Source organism: Aliikangiella litoralis (genome assembly GCF_052495765.1).
In genome coordinates this window covers 3,715,853-3,735,384 of the sequence record NZ_CP199292.1, presented here as the reverse complement: position 1 = coordinate 3,735,384, position 19,532 = coordinate 3,715,853, and the positions used below count along the sequence as shown (strand labels likewise).

The following is a 19,532-nucleotide window of genomic DNA, read 5'->3' as shown; positions in this document are numbered from 1 at the left end:
AATAAAAACATTGTACTCTCAAGTATTAAATCTTCCCTGAATATTGTTTTTTGAATTATTTTGGGGTTTATCTCATGAACTTTGTATCGCGTATTGTTGCGAGCGTTATTTTGCTTGCTTCTGTTTTTTCGGTTTCAGCTAATTCGTCAAATACTTGCCAGGTTTATCCATTAACCATTCCTTCTAGTTTAATTAAAACTTCCCAATTAAATTCATTTCACCGTCAAATTGATATTGGTGTTGGTGAGAAAAGTTTTAGTTGGTTAATGGGTGATAAACTTCATACTGAACAACCTTATAAAATAGCATTATTTGCCAATCAGGGGGCAACTAACAGCCTTCACTTTAATAAAAATTCGAGTAGTTCTGGTTTGCTGTGGGCTCAAGGAGTAACGTCGGTACCGCCTAATGAAGGGATCCATTACCAATTGCATCGATTAATTGGGCAGGTTATTCAAGTGCCTGTCTGGTCAGATGTAAAGTCATCAAAGAATGGTTATCATTTTGCTATTGAGCGTTATGCGGATATTGAGTTAATTGATTTTGATGCTGCAGGTCAAAGAAGTATCTCTTTCATTTATCATGGAATTAGTCATTGTAAAAGCCCTAAATTAATTTTAGATGGGCCTAAGTTTAATCATTTATCAAATAGCAAAAATTCAACGTCAAAAAATAATTCAAAATCAAAAGCTTTCAACGAGTCATCATTAACAAGCGCTAATCATTCGGCTGATTCTGCTGAAAATCAAGTCAGAGTTAATGAAAGTTTGCATGAACAGCATTTAAAAGCAAAAAACTATTTAGCTGTATTGTCAAAGAAGCATCCTGTTCGGTATTCAAAAACAATGGGAGGTGTTATACCCGCTTATGCTTACGGAATAGATAGCTTAAATTCATCTTTTGATTGGGCGATTTCAAATGATGTTGCTAATGGTATAGTGACTAGTAATGGAGAACTTAACTGGATACCTAGCGCTTATAATACACCTCCAGAGACTTATGCGAGCAGTCACGATGTAACACAGAACACTGCTGTAGAAATTCAAGTTAATTCATATGATGCAGATGGTGATTACTTAACTCATCATATTTGTGAGCAACCTCAGCATGGTGTTTTAGCAGGGTGGGGGCCTTATTATACCTATACGCCAGATGAAAATTTTGTTGGGATTGACACATTTGAATTTTCGGTGAGTGCGAGTAATCAATTTTCTAATCGCTCGGTTGTGACATTAAATGTTATTTCAGCTGATAATCCTAACCAGGCGCCTTCAATTACCAGCTCACCTGTTTTAACTGTAGATGAAAAGCAGCAGTATACTTATCAGGTTAATGCAACTGATCCTGATGTTAATGACACACTAACCTATAGTGCAACGATTTTACCAGAAGGGATGACTATTTCCGTTTCTGGTTTAATTAATTGGATTCCAACGAGCTTACAAATAGGCAGTCACTCAGTCAATGTTGTTGTTACTGATGCAGGTGGTCTGACTGACTCTCAAAGTTTTAACTTAGTGGTAAATGACATTAACGAAGCGCCCGCAATAACGAGTACGCCAATAGAAGTTGCTAATGAAAACAGTGTCTATATTTATCAGGTTGAAGCGAGTGATCCAGATGTAAATGATACCTTGACTTATAGTGCAACAAGTTTGCCTGATGGAATGACTGTTGATCCAAGTACCGGTTTAATTAATTGGACGCCATCAACAGCACAAATTGGTTCTCATCCGATTGTGATTGTTGTAACTGATAGCATGGGGTTAAGTGATACACAAAACTTTGATTTAGTGGTCAGTAATGTGAATGATGCGCCATTCATTACTAGTACTCCGTTGACAGAAATTGATGAGAAACAATCTTATATTTACGATGTTAATGCGACTGATCCCGATGTTAGTGATAATTTAACTTACGCTTTAACGACTAAGCCTGCGGGAATGTCAATTTCTACAGACACTGGTGTGATTAATTGGATTCCTACCAATAATCAAATTGGGACACATTCGGTTGTTGTTGTTGTAACCGACAATGGCGGATTAACGGATACTCAGTCATTTAATATTACGGTTAATGATGTTAATGAAGCACCAGTAATTACCAGTACGCCGCTTACGCTTGTGAACGAAGAGTCTGTTTACTTATACCAAGTTAATGCGACCGATCCTGATCCTAATGATACTTTGTCATTTTATCTATCCACTCAACCAGCAGGGATGACAATTGATACAACATCAGGGTTGATCCGTTGGACGCCATCGAGTGGGCAAGTAGGGATCCATTCTGTTGCTTTATATGTAAGCGATATTAAAGGGTTGCTTGATACACAAGAGTTTGTCATTACTGTTGCTAATGTGAATCAAGCGCCTGTTATTACTTCAACACCGGTATTAGTTGCCCAAGAATTAGCCGATTATGCTTATCAAGTAACAGCGACCGATCCAGATAATGATGCAATTACTTTTACATTAAACAATGCTCCTGTTGGTATGGCATTATCAACGAATGGTTTAATCAGTTGGACACCGCAAGTTGGTCAGTCTGGAAATCATTCGGTGACTGTTAGCGCTACAGATTCAAATGAGGAAAGTGATGTACAAACTTTTACTATTGCCGTTGAAGTACAAGCTAATAACTCGCCAAGCATTATTTCTTCTCCAAAAACGAGTACTCAACCTGCCAGTGTTTATCGTTATTTAATTGATGCAACTGATGCTGATGATGATGTTTTATCTTATACGTTAGTGGATGGGCCGACTGGTATTGTTGTTAGTGCTGTTTCTGGTGCTTTAACCTGGACTCCACAAGATTCTGATCGTGGTGCCCATTTAATTACCGTATCGGTCAATGATGGTAAAGGTGGTGAAGATTTTCAGACTTATACTTTAACGGTAGGTAGCCAAAATAATCAGTCACCAGTGATTACTTCTACGCCGATTAAAACCACACAAACTAATCAAGCTTATACTTATTCTGTAATGGCTAGCGATGCTGATAATGATGTTTTAGGTTATCAATTAACTCAAGCGCCAGCAGGGATGAATATTAGCACTATTTCAGGTGTAGTTAGTTGGATGCCTGATACGGTTGGAAGTTATTTAGTGGAAGTTGAAGTATCTGATGGACGTGGTGGTTTTGCGAAACAGCGGTTTAATTTAGTGGTTAATTCAGGCAGTAATCAAGCGCCAGAAATTATTTCTGAGTCGGTTAATTCTGCTACGGTTAATGCTTTGTATGCCTATCAAGTTGAAGCGGTTGATCCTGAAAATGAAACACTAACTTATTCACTCATTAACTCGCCGACAGGATTTTACTTAGATTCAAACTCAGGCTTAATTAGTTGGGTTCCTGGTGTCACTGGCGACTATGCCGTTAAAGTTCGAGTGAAAGATCTTCAAGGGGCTTTTGATGAACAAGCATTTTCTATTCAGGTTTCAGAGTCACCAGAAAATAATGCCCCTCAAATTATTTCACAGCCTGTTACTCAGGTAATCAATGATCAAGTTTATCAATATCAAGTAGGAGCAACCGATATTGATGGTGATGTTTTAACTTATTCTTTAGAGCATTCAGTCTATGGTTTATTGATTAATCCTGCTACTGGTTTGATTAACTGGTTAGCTGAGCGAAAAGTAGATGATTATAATTATGATGTTACTAATCAATGTGTGAGTGATATTCAAGGGGCATTTTCTCAAGCACTACCTAATGAAAAATGGACTGCGAGTGATTTAATTGTTACTGAAACTTTATTAGTTAACAATCAAATTAATATTAAAGTATTAAATCGTGGTGTAGCACGTTCTGCCGCATCTAATATTCAGATATTTGCACAAAAGCCTGACGCGCAAATATTGCCATTAACGACTCTTAATGTAGATGAAATTGATGCAGGGCAAGTAATTACTTTGCTATACGATTTTAATCCTGGTGATTTTGTTAATCATGAAGTCTATATGGTTTTAGATGAAACTAGTGCGAATGCAGAGTGTTTTGAAAATAATAATTTACATCATGCTTTGATTGTTGATGTTAATGTGATGGATACGCAGTCGGCGAGTGATAGTCAAACTTATTTATTAAATGTAGTTTCTAGTCATGCTCCTGAGGTTGTTAATGAACCTGTGGAAGTTTTATTAGGTAATCAATTGGTTCATCAAATTGTTGCTACAGATAAAGATTTAGGTGATACGCAAAGTTATCAATTGTTAACTGGTCCTGCTGGTGTTGCTGTGTCTACCAGTGGTGAATTAATCTGGACGCCAACTGTATCGGATGTTGGTGAAAAAATTATTCAAGTTCGTGTGACTGATTTATCAAGCAACCATACTGACGTTGATTTAATTGTTAATGTTGTTGATGAAAATCGTGCGCCTAAAATTATTTCTACGCCGATTGACGTTGCAACACAAGATACTTTGTATCAATACGATGTTGATGCGACAGATGAAAATCAAAATGATGTGTTGACTTATAAATTAGTTAAGCCAATGGATGGGATGACAATCAATTCAGAAACAGGTGTTATTGATTGGACGCCGACAGAAGCGGAAGCGAATTATGGTGTGTACACAGGGAAAATGTGTCGTAAGTTGGCGGTGCCGGATGAGAAGTTTGAGCCTATATTAATGTGGGAGGCAAAAATACCATCGGATGTAACTGTACCTGTTGTTGGGCCTTTAGTGGATACTAATGGTAATGGTATTTCTGATCCCGATGATATTCCGACTGTGGTTGTTTTAACTAAAATTTCAGGTGGTGGGCAGATTTATGCACTGAATGGAAAAACAGGGCAAACTTACTGGGTATATGGTACTAAAGGATTTCGAGGAGCCGCTCCTGCAATTGCAGATATTGATAATGATAAGCGAGTAGATGTTTTAACTGTTCACGGTTATTCTGTTCATGATCCGGATACTAATACTTATGAGTATTTTCTACAGCTTATTGCAATCAATAATGATGGTACGCTTAAGTGGGAAAGTGAGCCGGTAAAAGTTAATGGGTTAGGTAAACATTATCGAATTCAAATTGCTGATTTAGATGCTGATGGAAGTCCTGAATTATTTTTAGATAATCTTATTTTTGATAACCAGGGAAAATATTTGCGATTAAATGAAGGTGGGGGATATCCGTTAATTGCAGATATTGATTTAGATGGTTACCAAGAAGTAATTAGTGGACAAAAAATATCGAACCATGATGGTAGTATTCGAATGGATTTAGCCGATCAGTATCATGATGCTTATAGAGGTATGGCATCGATGAATGGTGTAATGAATATGGATGATGATCCTTATCCTGAGTTTTTTGCCGTTGGTGGTAATGTTGCAACTCACGTATTTGATCATGATGGGATATTAAGTCGGTATTTTAATCATGAGTACCCCACTTGGAAAGGTGGAGCTCCTTTTATAGGTAATGTTGATGGTAAAAAAGGATTAGAAGTAGGCTATGGTGCAGGAAATGCTTATGTTCTTCGTGATGAAAAACAAAATAAATTATGGTCTCATTTTGGAAGGTTTGGTGATGGTTCTGGATTTGCAGGATCGTCAGGGTTTGATTTTTATGGAATGGGTAAAGACAATGTCATTCATATAGATCATGAATATCTGCATCATTATGATGGTATTTATGCCTATGATCAAAGAGTTCAGCATGGTACTTATACACAAGCCGAATATCCTATTATTGTCGATGTGAATGGAGATGGACACGCTAACATAGTCGCTTATCGAAGTGGCGGCTATGTAGCCTATCAAGATAAATTTAACCGTTGGCCTGCAACTCGGAAAATATGGAATAATCATTCATATGTTGCAGAAATGATTAATGATGATGGGAGTGTTCCTCGTCGTCCAATTACCGACTGGACCAATATTAAAACTCGAGTTAATCCTGTAACAGAAGATTTAAGACAAGTTGATTTACAGATTCAATCTTATTCTATTAAAGAAGATAAGTTATCTTTTAACCTTCTGAATTCAGGAACTAGAAAATTTGTTGGTGATATATCAGTTTCAATTTATCAAAGTAACATTCTTGTTCAAACAAAAACAATTACTAACTTAAGCAAAGATGCTAGTAAAGAAGTCTTGTTTGATTTTTATGCGATTGATAAAACAAAAACGATCAGAGTGGTTGTCGATACTAATGGTACGGATGAATGTGATACAGACAATAATGAAGTCATTCTACATGCTATTGGTGTCAGTGTTGAAGATCAAAATTCTGCAACTGATTCACAGTATTACTATGTGTCTGTTTTACCTAAAACAACGGAGCCTGATTTTAGTATTGAGCTACCTACGAATATTAATCAGAATGATTTTTTAGAAGCGCAAGTTAATTTATTGACTGTTGATAAAGGTGATGAAGTTCACTACCGAATTGAAAATCCACCAGAAGGAATGAGAATAAGTCTGTTAGCTGGAACTTTAAATTGGGAAACTACTCAACTAGCAGTTGGTGATTATTCATTTAGTGTTATTACAGAAGATAGGCAAGGAAACGAAGTTAAAAAAGATTTTACAATTACTGTGGATGAGAGCTGGAATAATACTTATGTTGAAGTTGTTGGAGATCCACCAACAGTAATTAAAGCAGGAGATTTATTTCAATATGATTTTCTTCTATCCGCTTACAGAGATGAACCTCGTACCTTTGGTTTAAGATATAGTCCAGATGGCATGACTGTACATAACGAAAGAGGTAGAGCTAGAGTTGAATGGACGCCAACAATTGAACAGTTAGGTCGTCATGACTATATGTTGTGGGCGGAAGATGCGCAAGGAGCAAGAACATCTAGTACATTTGCTGTATTAGTGGTATCAGATTATGAAAATGCCAAGCCATTTATTTATTCAATACCAGAAAAATATACAACGGCTAGCGAAACTTATACTTATCAAGTCAAAGCAACCGATCCAGAAAATCATGTATTAACCTTAAGTTTGATTGATGCACCAACAGGGATGACTTTTGATACTGCTACTAATATCGTTTCATGGACACCAACAATTAATGATGTTGGACAACACACAACGACTTTACGAGTAGAAGATGAGCATGGTGCATTTGCCGAGCAGACTTATACTTTATCGGTGATGCAAGCGGGGAATTCAATTCCTGTGTTTACTTCAACACCAGTCACTAATGTTGCTATTGGTGAATCTTATCGCTATTTAGTTGAAGTCGATGATGCCGATGGTGACAGTGTCGTTTTAACTTTAAAAAATGCACCAACGAATGTGTCTTTTGCCGACAACACGATAACCTGGACGCCGTTACAATCTGAATTAGGTGTTTACCCTATTGAAATAGAAGCAAATGATGGTCGTGGTGGTTATGTGGTTCAAACATTTAATATTAATGTGAATCCCGCAGGTAATAAACCGCCAGAGATTACTTCAACGCCGAATCAATTGGTTACTGCTGGTAACGAATTTGAATATATTATTGTTGCCAATGATCCTGATAGTGATCTAATTTCTTATCAATTAGAAAATGCACCAGCAGGTATGAATATTGACGTCAATGGTTCCGTCAAATGGCAAACAAATAATAACAATGTAGGTACTCATTCCATTACTGTTAAGGTAACAGATAGTTTCGGTTTACATGCTTCACAAACATTTGATTTGGTAGTGATGGCAATTCAAATCAATCAACCACCTCAAATTACATCAATACCTGTTTATGAAGTATTACAAAACCAAACTTATCAATATCCAGTCAGTGCACAAGATGCCGATGGTGATGAATTAACTTATCAACTCGTCCAAGCACCTGCTGCAATGATAATTGATGCGCAGTCTGGTTTAATTCAGTGGCCAACCACTTCTACTGATTTAGGCTCTCACTCGGTTCATGTGAAAGTTAGTGATACTAATGCTGCTTCTGTTAGTCAAGTATTCAGTGTTGTAGTGGTTGATAACCATTTACCAATTTTTACTTCAACACCAGTGATAACAACTCAAGTTGATGCAGTTTATAACTATACAGCGCAAGCAACTGATGCTGATAACCATGTGATTACTTATTCATTAGTTCAAGCACCAACCAATATGAGCATTGATAGTTTGTCTGGCCAAGTCAGTTGGACTGCTGGTGTTGATGATGCAGGTATCCATAATGTCCAGGTCAAAGCAACCGATAGTGAAGGGGGAGAGGCAATACAAACCTATTCATTAGCTGTCCGTTATGCCGCAGAAAATAATATTCCACAAATATTAAGCCTGCCACAAACCAATGATTCATTACAGACAAGCTACTCTTATCAAGTGGTTGCGCAAGATATTGATGGGGATGTATTAACTTATCAATTAACCCAAGCGCCAACAGGCATGACGGTTGATGCAAGCGGTTTAGTGAATTGGCCCATTACTGAGACTCAAGTTGGTGAATTCCCGATTAGAATTGAAGTATCTGACGGCCAAAGCTTTGCATCACAAAGTTATACTTTAACAGTTTACGAAGAACTGTTACCACTAGAAGGAGGCATATTACTCACACCTGAATTTGCTCAAGTGAATGAAACCATTGAAGTGCAAGTTTTACCTTATGGTGGCACAGGTTATTATCAAGCAACGGCTAAAATTAATAATGTAGTGGTTGAATTAGGTGATGATTTCAAAACTCAATGGACAAGTGCGCAAAAAGGTTTATTTCCTGTAGAAGTTGAACTGACCGATGGTGAGTCAACGATTACTATTGAAAAATATATTTCAGTGGGTGATGCAGATGATACCGATGCACCAGTGATTCAAATTCACTCGCCTACACTTGATCAAGTGATTACGAAGCCTGTTCCCATTTCGGTAACAGTCCAAGATGATAATTTAGCTTATTACCGCATTGGTGTAGCTGAGCATGATTCCAATCCACAGTCGTGGGATGATGTTCATTTGATTTTAGAAAGTACCACTGCGGTGACAGAAGCGGAAGTCGCTACTTTAGATCCGACTTTGTTAATGAATGGATTACATGATGTTTATTTAGAAGCCATCGATTTAAATGGTCAAATTAATAAAGTGATCACCACTGTTTCTATAGAAGGTGAAATGAAGCTAGGGCATTTCTCCATTACGTTTGAAGAAGTGAACATTCCAGTAGCAGGTGTGCCTGTTAGAGTAACAAGAACTTATGATACCCGTCGCCGTAAACAAAATTTAGATTTTGGTAAAGGCTGGAGTGTTGATTATCAAAATGTGTTAGTGCAAGAAAACCAAGTACCGGGTTGGGGATGGAGTATTAACGAATACAACAATGCAACCTTTGGTGAATGGTGTATTGAACCAAATGGTTCTCCGATTGTGACGGTACGTTTACCTGATGGTGACATTGAAAAGTTCCGTGTTAAAGCAAAACAGGAATGCCAGATACTCATCGCGACCGAATATTTGGAATTAGGATTTGAACCGATTGAAGGAACAACATCAACATTAGAACAGTTAGATTATGGCTTGTTGCGAGTGGTTAATGGCAATGTTGTAGATCCTGGCGAAGAAGGGCCAGTGAATCCAACCAATTATAAATTAACCACTAAAGAGGGCATGGAGTATTTACTGCACCAAAAAAATGGTGTGTTGCAGGTTAAAGAGCCTAATACCAATTATCTGGATTATAGTGTTAGTGGCGTGATCCATAACACAGGAATTGGTGTGACATTTGAGCGGGATGCTGAAGGCCGAATTCGCTTTATGATACTGCCTGATGATTCTAAGTTTGAATATCAATACTCGTCCAGCGGCGATTTAAAAGCGGTGATTGATCCGGAAGGTAATACAACGCGTTACACCTACATTCAAGATCATTATTTAGAAGACATTATTGATCCGCGTGGAAAACGAGTAACTCGTAATGAATACAATGATGAAGGTCGTTTGGTGGCGACCATTGATGCGAATAATAACCGTATTGAGTTTACTCATGATGTAGAAGGCAAAGTGGAAACGATTCAAGATAGAAATGGTCATCCGCAAACCTATGTGTACGACGATAATGGTTGGATTTTAAGTGAAACGAATGCACTGAATGAAACCACTACACATACTTATAATGAGTATGGTGTTGAGTTATCTCGGACCAATCACTTAAATGAAACCCAAAGTTGGACTTATGATGACAAAGCCAATATGACATCAGAAACTGATGCTACAGGTTATACGGTTTTTTATGAGTACAACGATTTAAATCTGCCAACAAAAATTACAGATAGTGAAAGTAAAGTGTTGGCTGAAAACACATATGATATTGGTCGTAATTTATCTGCAATTAAACGGACTGATGAAAGCTGGGTTTATATGCAACATGATGTTGGTCTGGTTTCTACTGGCACAGGTTTATTAAAGAAAACGATTGATGCTGAAGGCAATGAAACTGAATATCCATTTGATTGGTTTAAAGGCATTACAACCGGTCAAATTGATGCCAATGGTGTGCGTACTGATTATGAATTTGATGCACGTTTTAATAAAACGGCAGAAGTGACTAAACGCACCTTAGCTGATGGTACAGAGGAGGTTTTGCGCACAGAATATGAGTACGATAAAAATAATCGTTTAACCAAAACCATTTATCCTGATGGTAGTACTCACAAGTCAGAATATGATGCTAGTGGTTTACTTGTGGCAACCATTGATGCTTTTGAACGTCGTACAGAAATGGAATATAACGATCGCGGTGAGTTAGTGAAAACCACTTATCCGGATCTCACTACAGAAATTTATACCTACGATAAAAATGGCAATAAATTAACCGAAACCGATCGTAATAATAATACAACCAGTTATGAATACGATGCGCTCAATCGAGTGATTAAAACGACTTATGCGGATAATAGTTTTACTCAAAACGAGTATGATGCCGCGGGGCGGGTTAAAGCCAATATTGATGCAAATGGTAACCGTACTGAGTATGAATATGACAAAGCAGGTCGCCGTACTAAAGTGATTGATGCTCTGCTGAATGAACATACTTTTATATATGATAATGAAGGTAACTTAACCAGTGAGACTGATGCACTAAATCATAAAACTACTTATACCTATGATGTACTTAGTCGTAAAGTGGCCACGGTTTATCATGACGACTCATCCATTCAAACCGAACTCGATGGTGCCGACAGAAAAACGGGCGCAATTGACCAGGCTGAGGTAAAAACGACTTATGCCTATGACAACGTGGGACGTTTGTTAAAAGTGACTGATGCGCTGTTGAATGAAACCTCGTTTACTTATGATGAACAAGGTAACAAACTCACACAAACAGATGCGGAAGGTCGAGTAACTCGTTGGACATATGACAACATGGGGCGGGTGTTAACCAGAACACTACCATTAGGTCAGGTGGAATCGTTTACTTATGATATAGCTGGTAATGTAAAAACTCGCACTGATTTTAATGGCGATGTGATGACTTATGTTTATGATAACAATAATCGTGTCTCGTCAGTTATTTATTCTAAAGATAATTCAGTTGATAGTTTTACTTACGATAATGTCGGTAATCGCTTAACGGCTACTAAAGGAGAAGAAACCTGGACTTATACTTATGACAAGCTTAATCGCTTAAGTTCAGAAACTAAACCGGATGGTAAAAAGCTGGAGTATGGTTATGATGCCCAGGGTAATAAAACGCAACTGAAAGTGACTTACGCGGTAGGCGATATTCGCATAGAAACTTTTACTTATGATGAGCTAAATCGTTTAAAAACGGTTACTGATTCTGAAGCAAATAAAACCACTTATGAATATGATGCAGTAGGTAATCGAACATCGGTGATTCACAGTAACGCTAATATCACGAGTTATGTGTATGACGAGTTGAATCGCTTAACACAAATTCAAGAGAAGCAATCTGACGATACCTTGATTGGTCAGTTTGATTATACGTTACATGCCACTGGTAGAAGAACAAAAATCACTGAATTGAATGGTCGAGTGAGTGATTATACTTATGATGATATTTATCGTTTGACCAACGAGGATATTATCGACTCAATCAATGGCAATTACACTGCTGCTTACACCTTTGATAAAGTAGGTAATCGCACTCAATCCATTATAAACGGAGTCACTACCGCTTACACTTATGATAATAATGACCGTTTAACACAAGAAGGGGGAGAGCATTATACTTATGATGATAATGGTAATACGTTAACTAAAACCATTGATAGTGATATTACCACTTATACTTATGATGCACGTCAGAAGTTGATTAGTGCTGAAATAACTGAAAGTGGTGTGACTAAAACATCAAGTTATCAGTATGATATTGATGGTATTCGAACTCAGAAAGTAGAAGAGAGTGTTACCACGAATTACTTGACCGATAGCAACCGCGACTATGCGCAAGTGATTGCGGAAATGGATTCTAATGATTCTGTAACTGCATCGTACACGTATGGTGACGACCTTCTTTCGATGATGAAATCCGGTGAGATATGGAATTATCATTATGATGGATTAGGTAGTACGCGTTCTTTGACTAATTCGAGTGGTAATGAAAGTGATACTTATGCGTATGATGCGTTTGGTAATCTTGTGAGTGAGACTGGAAGTACTGAGAATGCATATCTGTTTACTGGTGAGCAATTTGATGAATCACTTGGGCAGTATTATTTAAGAGCGAGATATTACAACCAAGGGATTGGAAGGTTTACGCAACAGGATACTTGGATGGGTAATAATCATGACCCAGTGACATTGCATAAGTATCTTTATGCGAATGCTGACCCGGTGAGTTATACGGATCCGACTGGGAATTTTTCTATTGGCGAACAGATGGCTGCTGCACAAGTTACAGGAGTTTTAACAACGATAGCTATTGGAAATATTGCATTAGACCATTTGTTCAAACGGTCTTTTAGTAGACAACTACAAAAGCAGGCCGTAGCTATACCATCAGGAAAAAGTAGGCTTTTAACAGCCATTGCTCGTAGAGCATATGAAAAGAAAGAAGATGATTTTGGTATTCCAATACTCAGTCATGGATTTGAATTGGTTGAGCATTCTACGCACATCAGTGATTCTCAAATGGGATTTGGAAGCAATAACTCTCCAACATCTGTTTTATTGAATTACGCACCAAGAACGCCTGGTGCTTGGTACAATAAATATTACCCATGTAAAAATAGAATTAAAGGAATTACTCAAACTTGTGATGAATATCCTTTTGGTTCTACTGTGGAAGGTGGTGAAACAGCTTTCCTTAGGGGAGGTGTATCATTAAGGCTTGTTAGTTTTGCAGAGCAAAGAATTCAAGCACGCTTAATTAAAAAGTTCTATAATACGGCGAAAGTTAATGCGGCTGACCCTACCTTTATTTCAGTTGCACTTCCTGGATTACCTTCTTTCTTCACAGATAGAGATGGTAAGGTTCATTCACTATAGGTATAAAAAATGAAGAATATTCTTAATGAATTGGGGCGTTTAAATAATGCGGAATTAAACTCTGTAACTGAGTCAGAAATAGTTAAGCTCAATGATGTATCACTGCCATCTGAATTAAGAGAGCTATTGTTATTACATAATGGAGATAAAGAAGGTCAGTCATTATTAGGTGATTTTAAATATTTAATGTCTTCTACAGACATTGTTAGATTTTACGATGAGTTAAGAGAAGATGCGTTAGATTTAAATGGACTAGATTGTAGTGACTACAAAAATTCAGATAAAAGAATTCATCCTTATTTATGGAGTAAGAAGTGGATTCCATTTTTGTTAGATAATGACCTTTTTTATGCAATTGACCTTGAACCAACTGATTCTGGAGTATGTGGGCAGGTTATTTTAGTTGTATGGGAAAATAATGAGAACTATTGGTGTGCTTCATCATTAAGTCAGTTTTTTGAGAAGATACTTAATGCAAAAAAAGGTGATGATGAGTGGCCTTTTTCTTTTTGATTTAATTGCCCTATCCGAATATCCACTGTGATGTTCGGATAGACTTTCAGTATGAAGTTGCTCAAGGAGTGGGCTTTAAACTTAAATTGAAGCTGGATCGATTCTTACGCCTTCTTTAGTATCAATGTTGAATTCAAATAGGTGTCTGTTGGGATGGTTATTGCAAACTCCTATTACTTCATCAGATAGTTCATTAAACTCATCATCTTCTGAATGAACTAGAGTTACCTGACCGGAACAACCTTTTACTGGACACTTAGCTTTTGCTCTTACGATATAGATTTTTCCGTCATAGTTTTTATGACAGTATTGACCATCAGTTGTTTTTTGCGCTCGAATACTTCTGATAGAAATCACATAACAAATACTCAATAGTGTAGCTAAGATTATCATTCCTAATTTCACCGGAAAGTTATCAACTGTAATTCCAAAGTTATTTACGATAGAGGATATATCTGCAAATATGCTAAGGATAGCAATAAGAATAATAATACCTAAAGTGATAGGTGTTCTATAGAAAGCCATGCTGCTTGAGTAAGTCCGTATGATGTCAATCTGATAACTTACTGTTTCATTCTGATAACCATATTGTTTTGTTACCTCTGTATGGTTATTGTTTCCTTGAATAGCAATATTGCCCGTGCCGCCAGATTGAGTTTGAATGTTTTCAGCAGTTCGAGAAACTAAAGTAATATTACATTCTGGGCAGTTTTGAAATTTAGTTGAATAAGTATTTGAACATTCCGGGCATTGATGTGCTCTTTCCATTTTTTATCCTTAAAAGTTATTAATCTTTTCCGTACACAATCTCAAAGTCATTTCTTTAAGCCGCTCAACGCACTCAGCAAGCCATTCTAGCTGTTCTTTATTGATACGATAGGTTTTGTTATATCGAGCGTTAACGTAAGCTCTACGGAGCAATTTGAACAGTGCTTTTTCTTTATCGTTAGTCAAAGGAAAAGCGGTAATAAACTCACTGTGTAGACTGTTGACTAGATGTAGATTACTTTTTTACCATCATACTTTTTACTAAATTATACGTCATACAATTTACTAAAATTTGAGCAGTTTTACCGCGCTATTGTCGTACACTATTTTAGCTTTGCCAAACTATTGTCGTACGCTGTACCAAATTGTCATCGAACACTTTGTGGATAACTTTTTTAAAACAATTTTTGCATAAAAAAAGGGCTTTCGCCCTCGGTAAAAATTTGCTCTAATGCTCGCGTAGCGAGCATTATAAAGTGCCGTTGGAAGTTCTGATTAAGAGACTTGCTGCTTGATCAATTCCTCGTGCGATCGCCAATGCGGTTGCACGAGGACGTGATTAACATGAGTAATTGTCACCAACTTTTTTGTTTCTCTCGCCGCTTCGATAAGGCTGGCTAGACACAGGTTTCTACAGAGCCGTAAGTTGCCCTCACTTGAGCGAATAATTAAGGCCATTGCAGCTTCGTCGAAAGTGTTAACGCCTAGCTTGGCACTTTCCAATTCTTTGACGATATAGCGCTCCATATCTTCATCATTAAGCGGTTTAATGCTGGCAGAGTAGGTGATTCGGCTTTTAATGTCTTTGTTTGTGCTGAGTGATAGATAGTGTAATAGTTCCGGTTGACCCAGTAGCACCAGGTTATGATTTTTAGGAAAGCGTTCGAACAATAAACGCAATTTTCTTAGCACCGATAAATCGAGTAAGTGCGCTTCATCAATCAAAATGTATAAGGTTTTACGCTCTCTCACTTGCGCGAAGGCAGCTTGAATTAAGTCGCTTTCAATCTGTTTTTCGCTGGTTTCAATTTTAAAAGATTCAGCCAGTTGCCAGAGAATTTGCCGATAAGTATGCAGGGTGCGCGAGCAGGAGACAACGGTGCATTCGCGTTCATTGTTAAGACGCTCGATGTACTCTCGCAATACGGTTTTGCCGACCCCCGGCTCACCAAGGATTACCGAAAATCCGCCTTGCTGCGCGTGAATTTTAATAATGTCGGCAATGCGTTGTTGTTGTGGTAGTAGGTTAAGTTTTTCACGTTTGAACGGTGTTTGGCTAATGCCGAAGATAGCATTGATCATTGTGAAACTCCTTGACGCGGTTGCTTAGCGTTAAAGTAAAGGTTAAGTGGCAGGGCGTCGCCCATGCGTTGGTTTTGGTAGTAGAGTACGTAACGATTTTTGTGCGAGCGATCAAAACGCACTTGAATCGTTTTACCGCGTAAATCGACAGGGCATTCGAACTTTTGCGCATGGATTGAAAATATGTTGACCGAGCTGACCTTGCGCTCTTCTTCAACAAAAAAGACTTCGTCGGCATATTCATCATCAAGTAGGTAATGAATGCGTGCATGGTCAAGGTTGAACCTGTCCAGAGGCTTCATTTGTATGCCTTGGTGAGGTTGATTATTATAGTGGCTTTCTATCCAGTCTGTGGTTTTCTGGTTGAGTTCATCAAGCGAGTTAAACGAATGATTAACGACTAAAAAGCGATCACGAAACCCTCTAAAAAAGCGTTCGATTTTACCTTTGGCGGCCCCATCGCGAACGGGAGCGTGAGAGAGACGAATGTTGAGCCTGATGCAAGCCTGGAGTATTTCCTTCGACTTGTAATTGGAACCATTATCGAAGTAAAGTCGCTCTGGTTTACCGCGTTTAAACAAGGCGCTTTTAAAGGCTTCAATCATGTTTTCGGTGTTGTCGTGGTAGAAAAACTCGGCGTGAGTAATAAGACGACTGGCATCGTCGATAAAGGCGATCAGAAAGGTTTTTTTCCATTGACCATTGGCTTGCAAAATGGCCGGTCCGTGCATGGTATCGGCCTGCCACAGCTCATTGGCGTACTGCATAGCAAAAGCGACACGGAGCTTCTCCGCGGTCTCTTTGCTCAGCAGGTTATTATCGCGAATTAAGCGATAAAAAGTTGTAGGCGCTAGTTGTTGACGACAGAAATAATTGCGCTCCAGCAAGCAGCGATAGAGGGTGCTTTTGGGGATTTGACCGACCTTGTTTTGTCGTAGCGAGGGTAATACCTCGTTAATCGCTTCAGCAAGTTGTGATAAAGAGACTTTACGCTGAGTGTTTTTGTCGGCGCGAACTTTTCGCTCAAGCGTGGTTACACCATTTTTTTTATAACGGTACAACCAGGTACTAATCGTACGCCAGGTAAAGCGATAGTGCTTGCCTGAAGTTTGCTCAAAAAAGGTTTGTGAACTAACGGCCTGGACACGTTGACGAATGCTATTGCCGGGTGCGTAGTCAACCGCGGCCAGCACTTTAAGGCGGATCTCAAGTGGTGGTCTTTTAGAATATTCAGACATAGAAATATCTCCGGTAAAAAATGGAGCGAGGAGACTAAAGTAAGCAACGAAGCGATTCGAGTGACAAAGTTTGTGGCAGTGTTGATTGACTCGCTTGAAGTCGATCAAGGCGGCAAATAAACGCGCATAAAAAGGTAAACCAATAAAACTGATTAGGCTAACAATGACATTTGTAAACGACTTTGGATGCGTTGCAAATGGGGTTGAGATGCAAACAACGCTTGAAGCGTGGGTAGTAATAACGCAAGCCGTCGACTGTTAAAGGGCGAGCAAGGTTGACAGGTTCTTTGCAGCAAGCTCCGTATGTTCGCCAACTTTGACATAAGCGAGTTAAGCCAGCGCCAAGCCTGACGAGGCTCCGTTCGATGGTGGCCCACAGCGCCATGCCATGCCTTAGATATAGGCAGACCGTCAAACAACGCGATAACAAAAGCTAGCAGAGTTTGCAGCGGATAATGCTTGTGAGGAAGTACGACGTCGAGATAAAGCTGCCGTGTGCGACCACAGCCCAAGTGGCTACCTCGATTACTACATAAAATACGCTTACCAACAATCGCTCGAAACTGATAATTCAGTTGTTTATAAACGTAACCGTGCGAAACCCACTCACAATTTTTAAGGCAAAACTGACAGGCATTACTCTGTGGAATAGATTTTAGACGATGAGAGAAAGACTCAAGCTCAAAAAGTGAAGAAAAAAACACCTGCATAAAAATTAACCGATTGTAAAAAAGTCAAAATTCTACAGAGAAATTTAATTTACCGAATTAGCGTTATAACGAAAAATTAGAGGACGACGGTAAATTGGTAAAAAAACGATGGATTGTTCGACGGTAATCTGGGAAATTACAAGGATGCAACGACAAATTCTCTTTCCTGATTCAGTTTTTCAATGTGTTCTCGAAGTACACTTTTGCCAACACCTGGCTCTCCAACAATGACAGAAAATCCTCCTTGAGACGCATGGACTTTTATCATGTCCATCATACTTTGTTGTTGTGGTAACAGGGTTGAAACTTGACGACTGAATGGTTCCTGCGTAATCCCCAAGAGCGCTTTTATCATACGTCAACCTCCCGGTAATATCGTTGACTGAATGCATTGTCATGAAGGTTAAGTACATTGGCCTCTCCCATACGTTGTTCGTTGAAAAAGACAATGACACGATGTTGACTATTGCGAGCATAACGAACCTGAATCGATTTATTTCTTAAGTCGACAGGACATTCGTATGAGATTTTATTCAGTAGACAAACAAAAACAGACACCCTAAAAATAACTGTCATCTCACAATAGTGTTAACTACAATCGATTAAAGCTGAATAAAACTCAAAATTACATTAATATTCCGGTTTGCTAGCGAGTCTTAAAGTAAAAAACTAACAGAGAAGATGAAATAATCATGAATAATTTACCTAAACACATAGGGATTGTTGGTTGTTCTGCTGAGGGGGCGGCATTGTGTTACAAAACCATATGTACTGAAAGCCCGAAGCGATTAGGGAAACACGTTCACCCTGAAGTGTCAATGCATACCCACTCATTAGCTGACTACGTTAAGTATCTGGATGATAATGACATACAGGGAGTCGGTGAGCTCATGATTTCCTCGGCACAAAAGCTTAAAATGCAGGGCGCAGAGTTTTTAATTTGCCCGGATAATACTATTCATCAAGCATTTGAATATGTTAAAGAACGTTCACCATTACCATGGCTTCATATTGCAGAGGTTGTAGTCGAAAGTGCGAAAGTTCAGGGATTTAAGAAGCTTGGTATTTTGGGAACTAAATGGTTAGTTGAAAGCAATGTTTATCCAGAAAAAATTGAATCCAAAGGGCTGACTTGGAGCCGCCCTGCGAACGAAGAAATTAATGAAATTGGACGTATCATTATGGATGAGTTGGTGTATGGGATCTTTAAACCAGAGTCTATAGTCTACTTTCAAAGTGTCATTAATAAGCTAAAGAATAACCGTTGTGATGCTGTTATCTTAGGCTGTACAGAAATACCGTTAATTATTAATGATTCAAATTCATCGTTGCCAACATTAGATTCTAATCGCTTGTTGGCTGAAGCTGCCATTAATATGGCTGTAGAGACTATCTACTAAGACCAACTAAAACCGGACACCCTGCAAATAATAATTGCTTTGCAATGTATGAATACGGCAAACCAAAACCAACCCCCCCACAACTGGCGATTGTCTTACATTATGCCAAAACAAGCGTTAAATTTCAGTTGAAGGAATGAGAATTCTTTTGTACCAATAAACCTGATAGAAGCATTGATACTGTTTGAAACCATAGCAATA

9 protein-coding genes are annotated in these 19,532 nt (G+C 38.4%); 3 read left to right on the top strand and 6 right to left on the bottom strand.

The features are described from left to right. The first annotated feature begins 74 nt into the window (after positions 1–74). Positions 75–13,400 (top strand): putative Ig domain-containing protein, encoded by a 13,326-nt coding sequence (locus ACT5E3_RS15415; RefSeq protein WP_444994436.1) that lies wholly within the window; start codon positions 75–77, stop codon positions 13,398–13,400. A gap of 9 nt (positions 13,401–13,409) precedes the next feature. Continuing rightward, positions 13,410–13,913, top strand: a complete 504-nt coding sequence (locus tag ACT5E3_RS15410; RefSeq protein ID WP_444994435.1) for an SMI1/KNR4 family protein — start codon at positions 13,410–13,412, stop codon at positions 13,911–13,913. A gap of 81 nt (positions 13,914–13,994) precedes the next feature. Here ACT5E3_RS15410 and ACT5E3_RS15405 read toward each other — a convergent pair whose 3' ends face one another. The 6 genes from ACT5E3_RS15405 to ACT5E3_RS15380 all read right to left on the bottom strand — a co-directional run bounded on the left by ACT5E3_RS15405 (position 13,995) and on the right by ACT5E3_RS15380 (position 18,507). Next, positions 13,995–14,681: a hypothetical protein gene (locus ACT5E3_RS15405; RefSeq protein WP_444994434.1), complete on the bottom strand. Its 687-nt coding sequence runs from the start codon at positions 14,679–14,681 to the stop codon at positions 13,995–13,997. Between the two features lie 495 nt (positions 14,682–15,176). Continuing rightward, complete coding sequence (locus ACT5E3_RS15400) at positions 15,177–15,983, bottom strand: ExeA family protein (RefSeq protein ID WP_444994433.1); 807 nt, start codon at positions 15,981–15,983, stop codon at positions 15,177–15,179. Then, positions 15,980–17,221: a DDE-type integrase/transposase/recombinase gene (locus tag ACT5E3_RS15395; protein ID WP_444994432.1), complete on the bottom strand. Its 1,242-nt coding sequence runs from the start codon at positions 17,219–17,221 to the stop codon at positions 15,980–15,982. Before ACT5E3_RS15395 ends, ACT5E3_RS15400 begins: the two co-directional genes overlap by 4 nt. A 152-nt stretch (positions 17,222–17,373) precedes the next feature. Further along, complete coding sequence (locus ACT5E3_RS15390) at positions 17,374–17,931, bottom strand: hypothetical protein (protein WP_444994431.1); 558 nt, start codon at positions 17,929–17,931, stop codon at positions 17,374–17,376. A 136-nt stretch (positions 17,932–18,067) separates the two neighbouring features. Continuing rightward, positions 18,068–18,286, bottom strand: a complete 219-nt coding sequence (locus tag ACT5E3_RS15385) for a hypothetical protein (protein WP_444994430.1) — start codon at positions 18,284–18,286, stop codon at positions 18,068–18,070. Continuing rightward, positions 18,283–18,507, bottom strand: coding sequence for a hypothetical protein (locus ACT5E3_RS15380; RefSeq protein ID WP_444994429.1), 225 nt, complete (start codon positions 18,505–18,507; stop codon positions 18,283–18,285). Before ACT5E3_RS15380 ends, ACT5E3_RS15385 begins: the two co-directional genes overlap by 4 nt. A gap of 116 nt (positions 18,508–18,623) precedes the next feature. Here ACT5E3_RS15380 and ACT5E3_RS15375 point away from each other — a divergent pair, with 116 nt between their 5' ends. Further along, positions 18,624–19,331 carry an aspartate/glutamate racemase family protein gene (locus ACT5E3_RS15375; RefSeq protein WP_444994428.1) on the top strand — a complete coding sequence of 236 codons (708 nt, stop codon included), beginning with the start codon at positions 18,624–18,626 and terminating at the stop codon, positions 19,329–19,331. The last annotated feature ends 201 nt before the right edge of the window (positions 19,332–19,532 follow it).